This is a genomic window from Mucilaginibacter sp. FW306-07-L, from assembly GCF_058782065.1.
In genome coordinates, this window is sequence record NZ_JBYSXI010000001.1 from 629,233 (window position 1) to 643,403 (window position 14,171).

At 43.3% G+C, this 14,171-nt stretch carries 11 protein-coding genes; 3 read left to right on the forward strand and 8 right to left on the reverse strand.

Annotation, left to right across the window (positions count from 1 at the left end; genetic code table 11):
- Positions 1-12: 12 nt before the first annotated feature.
- From AC3WJC_RS02855 to AC3WJC_RS02885, 7 genes are all read right to left on the reverse strand, one after another.
- The gene (locus AC3WJC_RS02855; protein ID WP_492397559.1) at positions 13-1,815 is read right to left on the reverse strand and encodes a porin family protein; all 1,803 of its coding nucleotides are present in this window, start codon (positions 1,813-1,815) and stop codon (positions 13-15) included.
- A gap of 34 nt (positions 1,816-1,849) precedes the next feature.
- A complete protein-coding gene (locus tag AC3WJC_RS02860; protein ID WP_492397560.1) occupies positions 1,850-4,945 on the reverse strand; it encodes a tetratricopeptide repeat protein in 3,096 nt (1,031 codons plus the stop codon).
- A 146-nt stretch (positions 4,946-5,091) separates the two neighbouring features.
- Positions 5,092-5,460 carry a response regulator gene (locus tag AC3WJC_RS02865; RefSeq protein ID WP_492397561.1) on the reverse strand — a complete coding sequence of 123 codons (369 nt, stop codon included), beginning with the start codon at positions 5,458-5,460 and terminating at the stop codon, positions 5,092-5,094.
- A gap of 839 nt (positions 5,461-6,299) precedes the next feature.
- Entirely contained in the window at positions 6,300-6,653 is a 354-nt protein-coding gene (locus AC3WJC_RS02870; RefSeq protein WP_492397562.1) for a response regulator transcription factor, read from the reverse strand.
- Positions 6,654-6,905: 252 nt separating this feature from the next.
- Entirely contained in the window at positions 6,906-8,123 is a 1,218-nt protein-coding gene (locus tag AC3WJC_RS02875) for a BamA/TamA family outer membrane protein (RefSeq protein ID WP_492397563.1), read from the reverse strand.
- 113 nt (positions 8,124-8,236) lie between these two features.
- Positions 8,237-8,533, reverse strand: coding sequence for a YMGG-like glycine zipper-containing protein (locus tag AC3WJC_RS02880; RefSeq protein WP_492397564.1), 297 nt, complete (start codon positions 8,531-8,533; stop codon positions 8,237-8,239).
- A 69-nt stretch (positions 8,534-8,602) separates the two neighbouring features.
- The gene (locus tag AC3WJC_RS02885; protein ID WP_492397565.1) at positions 8,603-9,577 is read right to left on the reverse strand and encodes a GlxA family transcriptional regulator; all 975 of its coding nucleotides are present in this window, start codon (positions 9,575-9,577) and stop codon (positions 8,603-8,605) included.
- Positions 9,578-9,704: 127 nt separating this feature from the next.
- Here AC3WJC_RS02885 and AC3WJC_RS02890 point away from each other — a divergent pair, with 127 nt between their 5' ends.
- Positions 9,705-10,139, forward strand: coding sequence for a nuclear transport factor 2 family protein (locus AC3WJC_RS02890; RefSeq protein WP_492397566.1), 435 nt, complete (start codon positions 9,705-9,707; stop codon positions 10,137-10,139).
- Positions 10,140-10,255: 116 nt separating this feature from the next.
- Positions 10,256-11,485 (forward strand): multidrug effflux MFS transporter, encoded by a 1,230-nt coding sequence (locus AC3WJC_RS02895; protein WP_492397567.1) that lies wholly within the window; start codon positions 10,256-10,258, stop codon positions 11,483-11,485.
- Positions 11,486-11,613: 128 nt separating this feature from the next.
- On the opposite strand, the gene AC3WJC_RS02900 is transcribed toward AC3WJC_RS02895, so the two are convergent.
- Entirely contained in the window at positions 11,614-12,021 is a 408-nt protein-coding gene (locus tag AC3WJC_RS02900) for a hypothetical protein (RefSeq protein WP_492397568.1), read from the reverse strand.
- Between the two features lie 249 nt (positions 12,022-12,270).
- Here AC3WJC_RS02900 and AC3WJC_RS02905 point away from each other — a divergent pair, with 249 nt between their 5' ends.
- Positions 12,271-14,139 carry an SPFH domain-containing protein gene (locus tag AC3WJC_RS02905; protein ID WP_492397569.1) on the forward strand — a complete coding sequence of 623 codons (1,869 nt, stop codon included), beginning with the start codon at positions 12,271-12,273 and terminating at the stop codon, positions 14,137-14,139.
- Positions 14,140-14,171 lie beyond the last annotated feature (32 nt).

Consider the following 14,171-nt stretch of genomic DNA (forward strand, 5'->3'; position numbering starts at 1 on the left):
TTATTAAATAAATTAAAAGGCATAGCCAACGCCGCCAAAAATATTAAACCCGTAATTATTATAATATAAAAAGGTTGGGTTAGTATTATTCAGGATGTTATTTACCTGTACAAATATGGATAATTGCTTGGTCGCTTTATATTCCGCGCCGCCGTTCAGGTCAACGTACGATTTAATTTCAACCGCGCGTGGCTCAGTAAAGGTAGTGCTCAGTGGATCAAGTATCCTGTCGTAAGCGTTACCACGAATTAATAGCGAGCCATTAATGTTCACCTTATCGCTAATGCGGATTATGGTACCCGCGGTCAGTTTAAATTTAGGCAGGTTCCAGGCTTGCGCTTCGGTGTCCATTTTGTAATCTTTAAACTCGGCACGGCCGAATATGTTCAGGTCATCAGTAGCTTTAAAATCCAGTTCGCCGGTAAAGCCGCTCACGGTAGCGGTGCCATCATCATAAATAACCGCGAATTTATTGTTGGTGCTGTTGGTATTAAAGTTGGCAATGTACAGTGGCATATCCTTAACCCGGTTACGGAAGAAGGTAGCCTTAAAGCCCAGGCCCGGTGCCAGTGTGCCTTTTAAACCTGCGCTCAGCGCTAAACGGTCAGCAGAGTTTTTAAGGGTGATGTTTTCGGTGATAAACGGATTGCCTTCAGAAAAATCACGGATAGATGCCTTGTTGATATCACCTTTAGCTTCGGCAAACAGGCGAACATATTTCGGGATCACCTGGAACTCCAGTTTGGCTGCCGGGAAGATGGAGAAGCGGCTGCTCAAACCAAATTCCTTGGTTATGTTCACACCCGCGTCTATCTTATACTTTTCGCCCTGAAACTTGATGTACGGGTTTAAGCGGATGATGCTATTGTTGTAAGAGTACAGGCTGTCTTTTTGTGTACCCAGATCAAGTGACGCGGCTAAACCAGCGTAAAACTGCTTAACCGTTTGGTTTACAAAACCCGATAAAACCAGGTTGCTTTCCTTAGCATTAAAGGAGTTATTGAACGAATAACCGTTAACTTTAAGCGCATAGGTAAAGTCGTTCTCTACATCACGATAGTTTTTGGCCAGTTCGCCTTCGGCAGCAATGGTGTTAAAGGCTTGCTTTTGAGGTTCAAATTGTAGCTGCGGCTCAATATCACGGTTATAACCATAAAAATTAACACCACGGCGTTTATAAGTTATGGTACCGCGCAAGGTATGCTCATCGGTAATGCTCTTGCCAAAAATGCCCAATTCATTACGGCTTTCGTTTTGTTTAGGGAATACTGATGAGCCTTGTGAAAAGTGTTTTATGTATCCGCCCACTTGCAAAGCCTCATCAGCACCGTTGGAGAAGTAGCCTTCGCCAAACGTGGTTTTCATACTTCCCAGACCGCCTTTAACATAATTATTGGTCGGTAACGAGTCGCGCTCAGGCGGGCGTTTCATGGCCTCTAACTGTTGTATCTCGTTATCCTTGGTCAGGCGTTTATCAATCGAGCTGTAGCTCAATGGCGCTTTAAATGGTGTTTTATCTTCCAGATCAGGGTTACGGCGAATTTTTACCGCATCAGCCAATACCGGTTTGTATGAGGTGGTTACTACAATTTCCTCAGAGATGGCACCCCCCTCGTTAGGGTTATTCTGGCCTTTCTTAGTGGTATCCTGCGCTGTTTTCGAGGCTGCATCACCCAGTTTTTTGGCATTGCTTTGCGATGCCGGCGTTGCGGCTTTTTGCCCTTTTTTAGTAGTGTTTTTTACCTGCGCGGTTGCCGGTACAAAGTAACAAGCCGTTAGCGCGGTAAACAATATGTAGGTGTATCTTAATTTCATGTGTCTTTGCTCGTTGGTTCGTTGAATGCTCCTGTTATTGCTGGGTGGTGTCCTGCACGGCAGTGCCGGTGCTGTCGGCCTGCGTGGTTTCAGGTGTTATCTTGATACCTTTAAGTTTAGCCAGTTTTTGTTTTGCTTCAGGCAGTATATCATCCTTGGCAGTATAATTATCAATGATACTTTGCAGGGTAGCCGTAGCCTGGTAATTATCCTTTAGCTTAACGTAGTTATCAGCCAGCAGGATGAATGTTTTGGCCGACCAGTATTCGTAGTTCTGGAAATCCTTGGCTATTTCAAAACATGTTTTTTGAGATGCCTTGTATTTACCTTGCTGATACTCTATCAACGCGATGTTATACTTAGCCTCGGCCGCTGCAACGGTTTTGGTATTGGCAAGCGTATAATTAAACTCCTTAATGGCGGCTTCGGTATTACCCAGTTCCAGGTTTGCTTTACCAGCATATAAACCAGTACGGAACTTATCTTCCTGGCCGGTTTTTTCGTTAGCACGAACGATGGCTACGTATTTCAATACATCGTCAGACATCCGCATCTGATCGTAGCAATAAAGCAGCGTGTTCACCGCGTACGTATAATCGGCCTTGTATTCGGAGTTGGTTTCCAAACGTTTCAGGAATACCACGGCATCATTATATTTCTTTTGCGCCATGTACAGCTTAGCCATGCTGATCAGTGATTTTTCAGTATAAGCGCTTGTCCAGTCGTTCAAAATATAGTTGTAATCAACCACGGCCTCTTGCGTACGGCCTAAATTGGTAAGGCCCTGCGCGCGCAGGTAGCGTGCCTGCTTATCATAAATCTGCTTGGTCGGGAATTTATCAAGATAGGCGTTCACCGCGTTAACAGTGCCCTGCCAATCGTTTTTTAAGTAAAGATTGTTGGCAGCGGTTATCATAATATTTTCCTGCTCGGCAGTAGTGTAGTTGCCGATAGGAGTAGTGCCTGCGTAATTAATAAAGGTTTGCGCGTCGCCTTTGTCGGTATATATTTTTTCAACCTGTTTAAGCGCTTGTTTAGCCTCATCGCTTGATGGGTAATCAGACACCACTTTTTTGAATGATTCCACAGCCGCGTCATCCTGGTTGCCGTTATAATCAATCAAACCGATGGTAACAATAGCACGCGGCACATAGCTGCTTCGCGGGTACTTTTGGATCATCGCCTGCAGGTCAGTTTTAGCACGAGGCCCGTCGTTCTTTAAAAAGTAAGTATAGGCTATCTCGAAAGAGGCATCATCTGCATAGTCAGAATTAGGGAATTGCTGCAATACATCATTCAGGGTTGATATTTTAGCATCATAGTTACCCTGTAAGCCCTGTATCACCCCACGCTGAAACAAGGCATAATCCTCGCCTTTTGTGCGCTGCGAAATAATGCGGTTATAATACTCCAGTGCCTTGCCATAGCTCTTCATCACAAAATAGCTATCGCCTATGCGGGTTACCGCGTCATTTACCGTATTCGGGTCTTTTTCGGCTCCTTGTAAAAAGCGTTCAAAGTACTTGGCGGCCTTACCATACTGGTCGTCATAAAACGCGGCGTAGGCCAAAGCATAATTAGCGTAATTACTCAGGTTGGTTTGTTTAGATTCCGGCATGGCCAAAAACTTTTCAAAGTTATCAACCGATTCGCTGTACTTGCGCACCTCATACATGGCTTCGGCCATCCAGTAGGTAGTAAGCGCTTCAATTTGCGGGTCAACCGGCGCGCTTAGTGAGCGCAAAAATATGCCGATAGCATTCTCGAACGCGCGCTCGTTATAAAATTCCAAACCACGGTAATAGGTTACCTTTTGATAAGCCGTGCGCGCGCTTACTGATTTGTTAGGGATAGGCTCCAGTATTTCTACCGCTTCGCGATAGTTGCGGGCGTTTAGTAAGGCCTCACCTAATAAAATCTTCACTTCTTCGGTACGTGCGGAGCGTGGATAATTTTTCAGGTAGGTACGTGTCGCCTCAAGCGCGGCGGCGTTAAAATCAAGTTCGTATGAGAGCTTGGCGTAGCTGAACAAGGCATCTTCCTGTATCTGCTTGTCAAAATCAAGTTTTGACGCGGTTTGATAAGCCGTGCGGGCACCTTGCTTGTTGTTTTGTTTTAAAAAGATATCGCCCAGGGTATAGTTACCGCTTTGGCTGTAAATATCATTTTGGCCAACCAGTTTTTTAAGCTCGATAGCCGCTTTATTAAGGTTGCCTGTTTTGTAATGGGCGTAACCTATCTGGTAGCTATCCTGCGTGTTTTGGGTTTTGTTCTGGTCGCGATCCTGGAAACGGGTGTAGTAACTTACCGCCTGCGGATAGTTGGCCTTTGCGAAATACGATGCCGCTATAATGCGCAGCATTTCCGTTTCATTTTGCTGCTTGGTGTTATTTACAATAGGTACGGCATAGCTCAATACATCATCATAGCGTTTATCTAAAAAGTATACCGCTGTAATATAGTACGGATAGCTTGACTCATATTTTTTTGAATTTTTTAATTTTTCAAAATTAGATAGCGCCAGGTGATAATCCTTATTAAGGTAAGCGATGTAGGCAAAATAGTACGTAGCATCCTCAGTATAGGGCGAACGTTTGTTTTTAACATCGCTAAATAGTTTTTGCGCGTTTACGTTATCGCCGGTAGCGAAGTAGGCGTAGCCTTTACGGAATTTATATTCGGTGTTTTCACGGCCGGTCAGTTCGCCTGATTCAACTTTGTTGAACCACTCAAGCGCCTCTTTATATTTTCCTTGCTTAAAGTATGATTTACCTACCTGGAAATAAGCCAGTTTTGAAAGCGGGTTTTCAGGATGCTCCTTTATAAAGCGCTGAAACATGCTTTCAGCATCATCACTGCCCGATTCAAGGGCGCAAAGCGCTTCGTAGTAATGTGAATTTTCTTTGATGAGTGATATCTCCGACTCGAAACCAGGCTGGTTGCCGGTGCGGATCTTAGAGGCTTCCACAAGCTTGAATTGCTCAGCCGCCGAAACATATTTTCCCTTATCTAATAGGTCAAGAGCGGTGTGATAGGTCTTATAAATATGGAACGACGGATTTTGCTGGGCCTCTGCTTGTGATACTAAAAATACTGCTGCGGGCAGTACTATATATTTGAGTGTTGTCATACGGTGCGTACTTACGGTTGCGCTAAAATAGCTAAACGGCAAAGATGCAATCCACCTTAGTATTTAACAAGTGTGGAAAACATTTTTTTAACGCAACTATGCCCGTATTGTTATTAATGTTGAAAAATAAGCCTCAAAAAAGGTAATTAAGCGGCTATGTGCGACTGTACGGTATCAACCAGGTCGCTAATGTCAAATGGCTTGGCAATAAAAGCATTGGCTGAGCCAACTTTATGTTCGGCAATGCTATCAGCCATATTATGGCTTGCTGATATAAGTACTACTGGTATATTTTTAGTATCGGCACCTGTTTTTACTAACTGGCAAAGTTCACGGCCATCCAGGTCGCCAAGCATGATGTCCAGTAAGATCAAATCGGGGTTGATTTCTTTTATCTTATCAAAAAGGTCGTGCCCGTTGGTTAAGGTTTCAACTTCGTAACCACAGTCTTCAAGTATCAGCTCAATTATTTCTAATATATCTCTGTTGTCATCAACAGCCAGTATCCGTCTCATATCTATTCTGCAATCCGTTTGTATCCTGCTATATTATAGCATACACAAAACTTGTACCAGTAATTACTTATAACCAAATGTTTATAAGTGGAAGGCCGTAAATGATCATAGAAACTTTGTCGCGAGATTCAAACACGTAGGATGAACGCTGGCAGCGCGCGCAAAAATATTTCTTAAAAGGCTTGATCATAGATAACATCCTTTCAAAAACATTCCTGGGCTGCTGAAAATGAAAAATATGGCCGCAGGTATTACAGCGATATTCCTTTTTAGGTTTAATCGATTTATCCAAAATTTAGATTTAGTTAGATGCAAAATGCTAAATCTCATTGAATAAATCATATAAATTGCATTTAATATTAATATTAATTTAATATAAATATTAAAGGTTTAAGATATTTAATCAGAGTTAAACCCATGCATAGCTTTTTTTGCTGCAACGGTAGCACATGTACCTTTTAATGGGCAGCCAGAATAAAAAGTTCCGTACAAAAAAGCCGCGATGTACCCTGCCGCCTGATAGCTCATTATGGCAATGCGGGCATAATAATGTTTTTTTATGAGAGGTCTGTTGATTTAAAACCTCGTTTACTTGTTTTTCCATAACAAATACAATTGGGGGTGATTTTGTATTTTGTAATTAACCAAATATACAAAATTGTAATTGTATTAATTATAACCGCAAGTAACTAAATTGTTAATTAGTGCAATGGGGTATAAATTGAAAATATCGTAATTTAAATATAAATTTATTTTGATAGTCTCAATTGTTGTAAAGATATCTATTCGCCAATTATGACTTTTGCAAATCGATGAAATGAGCAAATTATCAATAATTATTAAAGAAGGGCATTTACCTTGTCAACCAGTTCGCCCAGGTCAAAAGGTTTGTTGATGATGGCATCGCAACCATAGCCATTAAGTTCGCCATTGCTGTTAATGTAGGCTGAGAATATAATAACGGGGATATTGCCGTAGTCGGGGTGGCTTTTTATCTGCTTGCAGATCTCGCCGCCATTCATGCCAGATACACGGTAATCCAATATAACTAAGTCTGGTTTAAACTCCTGGATCAATGGTAAAACATGTTCACCTTCGGCAGTGCTTTTAACTTCAAAATTCTCATACGATAATGTTTCCTGAACTATTTCCAGAATATCTTCATTATCGTCTAAAACTAAAATACGTTTCAAATTTCTTTTTTTGATTGCTTGATACCGAAAATTTCAGGAAGATGATATTTGATAATCAGTAACGAAATATTAGCAGTATTTACAAATGCAAAAGTAATAAAATTAATTTAACCGATTTTTAGAAAGTATTTTACTTTATAAAATGAAGTTCATATTATAATACAATATTTATTTTCTGAAAGGTGTTTTTAGTAATTATTAGTTAATTAACTTATTAAGTATAACACATCCATCTCTAATAACCTGCAATAGTTAAAATGCTTCGCCAAGGTTCAGCATAATGCTTGAAAATCCTTTGCTGAAGCCGTAATCAACACCAATGTTGGTGCCCGAATTTTTATTGAATTTTACACGCAAGCCGCCGCCTGCCGCAGGGTGCCAGTATTTAAAACTGCGCGAACCCTGTTGTGAAGCTGAGTTTACACTGGCAAAAAGCACATAGCCTAATAGCCCGTTCCGGGTAATATCGCGGCGGTATTCACTCTCCATGTAAAACAAGGCATCGCCACGGTAACGGTTTTGTTCAATGCCGCGGCCCGAGCGGTTGTAAGGGTCCCAGCCAATGCTTGGCAGGTTAAGGTAAGGTGTGCCGGGTGTCAGGGTTGTCCAGTAATAAGTCCACAAGGCGAGTACATTTTTTTTGCGTGATCGTGGTGAAAGCGACACATACTTGCGTACATCAAAATAAAGGGATTGCCAGTGGTTGTTGCTGCCAAAAACAGGACTGCTAAACCTGTAAATTAAATTGGCGTAACAGCCGGGCAGGGGGTTAATGGAATTGTTTCGCGTATCATACAACAGGTTTATGCTCGGGCCTGATGAAAATGAATTCTGGCTATCCTCCGTACCGTATTCATAACCGGTAAAGTTTTTTAGCGCGTTATTTTTAGTGGTTTCAATGTTGATGTAGTAATCAAGATTATAGCCAATGCCTGCAAAAAAATAAGGCTTGATCTGTTTAAGGGCGCTTTGATAAAAGCGGAAGTACCGGTAATCCAGCAGTAGTTTATTGTTGTTATTGTGGCCGCCACCGATACCCCAGGTGTACTGCGGATATTTTAACGCCCGGGTATCGCCCATAATATTCCACGAGTTGTTTTTTAGCCACACGTTTGAGCGTATAGGAATACCATACCGGCCTTTAAAGTTAAAGTAAGGTGTAAAAGTTACGCTTGATATATAGGTGGTACTTCTGTCGCCCATATAAAAGCCTGCTGTAGTTGATGTAAAAAGGGTTTTGCCGCCGCCGGGTACAGCGGTTGATACCGGCAGAAATGAAAAATAGACTTCCTTATCTTTTTCGGCCTCAACCTTTTTCGGCTTAATGTTAAATAGGTCTTTGCCGATGTCTATCAGGTCTTTTTGTCCTTCGGTATTAATTATCGTGGCCGTATCCTTGTACATGCGTGGCTGAGCCAGCACGAGGCATGGCACAAGCAAAACAAAAAGCGCGGCTAATAATTTGGTCATTTAATATGCTGAACGGAAATATACTAAAAAACGTAACTAATCAAGGATGGATTTTACACAAAAAAGCTCCGCGATAGTAAATAGCGGAGCTTTTTTGTAGTATGATCAGATAATTACTTGTTTTTAGCGCTGCTTTTTTTGTCTTGTGCTTTTTTCTCTTTGTTTTTTTGCTTTTCGTTACCGATGATGTAACCGCCGCCTGCACCTAATGCGCCGCCAATAAGCGCGCCTTTTACATTGCCGCCTATAAGGCCGCCCGCTACCGCACCACCTGCGCCACCAATTATAGCGCCTTTACCTTGCGAACTCATTTCTTTCTTTTTAGTTGTGTCCTGCTGCGCATGGGCGGCAGAGCCTGCTGATAGAAGAGTAGCCATCGTCAGGCTTAAACATATTGCTAACTTTTTCATAAGTATCTTTCTATAAGTTAGCATAGGTAAAGCAAATAATAAGCCAAGTTGGTTTACAACCAATAAAACTTAGTTCGCCCTTATGATATTAAACTTATCCCGGTACTCCTTTGGGGTAAGGCCAACGCCTTTTTTAAATAATTGCCTGAATGATTTTACATCATTGTAGCCGGAATTGTACATTACTTCGGATATGCTTTGGTTAGTTTTTTCGAGCAGCTTTTTGGCTCCCTCTAACCGGGTACGTTGTAAATATTCAATAGGGGTAATACCGGTTGCATGTTTAAAACGGCGTACAAAATTGCGGCGGCTTGATGGTATATCGCCTATGATCTCCTCAATAGTGGCCGCTTTGTTATAACGCTGCTCCATTCGTTGCTGAGCATCGGCCACCATGCTGTCTGTATGGTCTTTACTGGGCAAAAAGGTGGCGAAATAGCTTTGCCTGTCCCTGTCCATATCAATGGCGAACAGTTTGGCAATTTGAACGGCCACCTCGCGGCTGCAATATTTTTCAACCAGGTACAGCAGCAAATGGAAGGTATTGGTAGCGCCGCCGCTGGTATATATGCCACTGTCATGCGTTACCACTTCTTCGGGCTGTACATCAACCTGCGGAAAATTGCGTGCAAGGTCATACGTAGCTAATACATGCGTGGTGGCTTTTTTGCCGTTTAGTAAACCTGTCGCGGCTAACAAAAACGCCCCGGTACAAAAGCTGGCTACCTCGGCACCCTGCTGGTACTGCTTCATGATCCATGGGATCAACTCCAGGTTTGCATTGATGTTGCCTTTAATATCTCCCTCGTCTGACTTAAATGCCGGTATCAGGATCAGTTTGGCATCAGCGGCATCTTTAACACGCAGGGTTTGGTAGTTGTTATATATCCCATATTCGGTATCATGGCTTACCAGTTGTATATCAAAGGCGGCATTTTCGCCCCGGCGAACCAAGGCGGAGTTCACGCTTTCAAATACATCCAAAATGGCGGCTATGCTTAGCGGACGGCACTGGCGGGTATACATTACGGTTAATGGTATCATGTTTAATAATTGGCGATTGTATTGGCTAATTTATAAATAATATGTCCGATATACCCCTTAGTTTTACATTTTATTACTGCTTTATTTATATATCGTGTTGTAAATTAGTGCATCAATAATCCATGTCATGAAAGTAAATACCTTAATCATTATCATTTTAGCGGCAGTATTTAGCGCCTGTATTAAAACTGACGATCGCAGCCACGCGAATACCGAAGCGGCCAAAAGCATGTTTGCCGCTTTTAATCAGCATAACTGGAGAGGCATGGCCGAACATTACGCCGATACCGCCAGTTTTTTAGATCCCGCCTTTGGCCCGGCTTATGTTAAAAAGAACCATGAAGAAACCATAGCCAAGTATACCGAAATGCAGAAAATGTTTGCCGATATTAAGGATGATATTGATGCCATACATGCTTCGGGCAGTGTGGTAACCGTGCAATTTACCTCAAGCGGTACACCAGCTGGTGGCGAAAAATGGCATTTACCTATATGTGCTGTACTTACTTTTAATAATGAGGGTAAAATAATAAAAGACGCTACTTATTACGATAATGAATAGCATCGCGCTTTTAAATTATTGAATTTACATTTCGCTTATTATTTTTTAAAAGGCTTGCAGCATCTTTGTAGTCCGGCCGCGCATATCTGTCGCAAATAAAAAAACCGGCTTATTGCATGACCAGAAAACGTTACTTTTTTTTAATACTGATATTAGGCACCCTTACAGCATTAGGTCCATTTTCAATTGATATGTATTTGCCCGGCTTTCCGGCTATAGCTAAATACATGGATACTGATGTTGCCGGTGTGGCTTTATCGCTCTCCAGTTTTTTTATCGGCTTATCCGCAGGGCAGTTATTATATGGCCCGCTGTTAGATAAGTTTGGCCGCCGTAAACCTTTGTTGTTTGGTTTAAGCTTTTATATTGTAGCCTCTGTTGGCTGCGCTATGGCTACCTCATTAAACGCGCTTATTATATTACGCGTTGTTCAGGCTATTGGCAGTTGCGCGGCCGCGGTTGCCTCCATGGCCATGGTGCGCGATCTGTTCCCTGTGAAAGATAATGCCAAAGTGTTCGCTTTGCTGATGCTGGTGGTAGGTGCATCGCCTATGGTAGCGCCAACTATCGGTGGTTATGTTACTGCCGGGCCGGGCTGGCAATGGGTGTTTATTGTACTGGCAGGTATGGCGGTATTGATATTGTTAGCGGTGATATTTGTATTGCCAGACAGTTATAAGCCCGACCCTACCATATCATTACAACCCGGCCCTATTATCAACTCATTTTTAAATGTACTGAAGGTGCCGCAGTTTTATACCTATACGCTTACGGGCTCATTCGCCTTTTCGGGATTGTTTGCTTACGTGGCGGGCTCGCCGCTGGTATTTATGGAAGTGTTTGGCGTTACAGATAAAGTTTACGGCTGGATCTTCGCCGGGCTATCGGTCGGCTTTATCGGCTCCAGCCAGGTAAACAGCCTGCTGCTGCGCCGGTTTACCAGCGAGCAGATTGTAAAGGTATCCTTACCGGCACAAGCTTTTGTGGGTGTCCTGTTCTTGGTCGGTTCGGTATTAGGTGTGCTTGGTTTTTGGGGTACTATCGTCATGATCTTCCTGTTCCTTTGCTGCTTGGGGATGACTAACCCGAACGCAGCCGCTTTAACCCTTGCGCCATTCTCAAAAAACGCGGGCACCGCGTCATCGCTGTTTGGGGCATTGCAATTGGGTATCGGCGCATTGGTGTCAACCAGTGTAAGTTTGTTCGATAGCCTTTCGGTAGTTCCGCTGGCAGCCGTAATGTGCGCCACGGGTTTAATAGCCTTTGTGATATTTTTTACCAGCCTCCGCCTTAACCGCGGCAAATTTACCGGCGTAACCGGGGATGCTGTGGTGGTTGGGCATTGATTTGGTGAATAGTCATTAGTGAGTGGTCATTAGTTATCAGGCTTTGAAAGTTTCTTGGTTTGCGGAGTTTAAAGTAATATGTGGATGAAACTCCTGATGACAAATGACTAATCACTATTCATCGCTCTCTACTCACTAAATTTCACCGCCGTTACTTTTGATCCGTCTGCACCAACGGTTTCAAAAACGATCTCTTTATCGGTAAGCTTTGATACATAGAAGGGGAACTCACGGCTTTGCCCGTTGCCAAGGTCTTCTTTAAAGCGGATGTTATCGGCCTCGATATGATAAGTGCCTTTTGATAGCACCTTGCCGTTCCATATTATCTGCAATGTATTATCGCCCGTAAACTCAATGTAAGGCTTTAGTTCTTCCAGTTCCATGGTCGAAACACTGTCGGGCGGGTTGGCTTCCGGATTAAAAACTTTTACATACTTCCATTTTCCGCGCAGATTTTCGGGTTTTAGATTACCCCGGCATCCCGTGATCAAAAAAAGCAAGGTGATATTTATTAACAGAATGATATTTTTTGCCATCTCGACGGGCTTATAATTAATAAGTGAATTGTAAAAATATCACTTTATTACAACTTAATTAAATATTTAAAAACCCTTGACGGAGGTTTAAAACTGTGCAATATTTGGTCAGTAATATTTATACAAATGCGACCGTAAATCTACTCAAATCCTAAACAGCTATACAGCTAAGGTTTTGAAAATAAAGCTGTAAGCTTTTCAAAAAGGCCCCAGCCTTATGGGCTTATCATTCTAAAAATTCATAAAAAAATGTCTGGTTTATTTATTAACCTATGGTGGGTTATGCCCGTTGTGGTGCTCCTGATTATGTACAAATTTGTACTCAGGGTTTTCTTCGGAATGGTTATCGTGCCTGATGACCGTATCGGCATGGTAATTAAAAAATTTACGTTAAACAGTATCCGTATGCCCGATGGGCGTATTATTGCTACGCACGGCGAGGCTGGTATGCAGGCCAAAACCTTGGCACCGGGCCTGTACTGGCGGCTCTGGCCATGGCAGTACGAGGTGATTATGGCACCTTTTACCATCATCGAGCAGGATAAGCTCGGTTTGGTTAAGGCGAAGGACGGTGCCTCGTTAGATACCGGCCGCGTACTGGGTAAACCTGTTAATTGCGATAAGTTTCAGGATGCCATCGCTTTTTTGGATAATAACGGGCAAAAAGGCCCGCAGGCGGCTTTCCTAACGCCGGGTAGTTATCGTATCAATACCTTTTTGTTTGAGATACAAACTGTACCCATTACCCATATTAATGATAACAAGGTTGGTATCATTACCACGCTTGATGGTGAACCGCTGGATAAAGGCGAGATAGCAGGCGAATCTGTACATGGCCATAAAAACTACCAAGACCCGATAGCCTTTATCAATGCCGGCGGTCGCAAGGGTTTGCAGGAAGATGTGATCCTGTCGGGTACTTATTACCTAAACCCCTGGTTTGTTACTGTTGAGCAGGTGGATATGGTTTATATACCCATAGGTTATGTGGGAGTAGTTAACTCCTTTGTCGGCCCTGAAGGTAAAGATACCAGTGGCGACAGCTTTAAGCACGGCAACATTGTGAAGTGTAACGAAAAAGGTGTGTGGGATGAACCGCTTGACCCGGGCAAGCACCCGGTGAATATTTATACCCACGCCGTTGAGGTAGTGCCCACCACCAACATTGTGCTTAACTGGGCCGATAGCCGTACCGAGGCGCATGAGCTGGATAAAAACCTGTGTACCATAACCGTCCGCTCGTCTGACGGGTTTACGTTCAACCTGGATGTATCACAGATCATCCACGTACCGCGTAACGAGGCACCAAAGGTAATAGCCCGTTTTGGTAAGATGAAGAACCTGGTATCGCAGGTGCTGGAGCCTACAATCGCCAATTATTTCCGTAACTCGGCGCAGCGGAGTGATGTGATCGGCTTTTTGGCGAACCGTATCCAAAGGCAAAATGATGCAAAGGATCACATTAGTACCGTACTGGCAGGCTACAACGTAGTAGGGGTGGATACCCTGATCGGCGATATAGTACCACCCGCCGCATTGATGAAAACCCTGACCGACCGTAAAATAGCCGAGCAGGAAAAGGTGACTTATGAGATACAGCGCCACGCGCAAATTGAGCGTAAGGAATTTGAAAGCGCCAAGGCTGGTGCCGATATGCAGCCCGAAGTAGTAAAATCAACCCGGCAGGTAGAAATCAATACCCAAATGGCGGCATCAAAGGTAGCTGTCGCCAAAGGTGAAGCCGAATCAAAAACCATTAATGCCCGTGCCGATGCCGAGGTGAAGACCATTAATGCCAAGGCTGATGCCGAAGTAAAAACGGTTAACGCAAAGGCTGATGCAAACGCTACCGAGGTAAATGGTGGTGCCGAGGCCGGTAAGATCAAAGCCATCGGTTTGGCCGAGGCCGAAGTTACCAAGCAAAAAACAGAAGCCATGGGTACCGAGCAATATGCTGTAGTACGCGTAGCCGAAGCGCTGGCCAGCAACAACATCAAGTTGGTGCCGGAAATACTGGTTAGCGGCAAAGATGGTGGTTCCGGCGGAATGATAGACGCGCTGATAGGCAGCGAAATGCTAAAAAAACTACAAAAGGATAATGCTGCGCCTGCCGCTTAATTTATAACGATACCTTACCTGAAACCCTTATC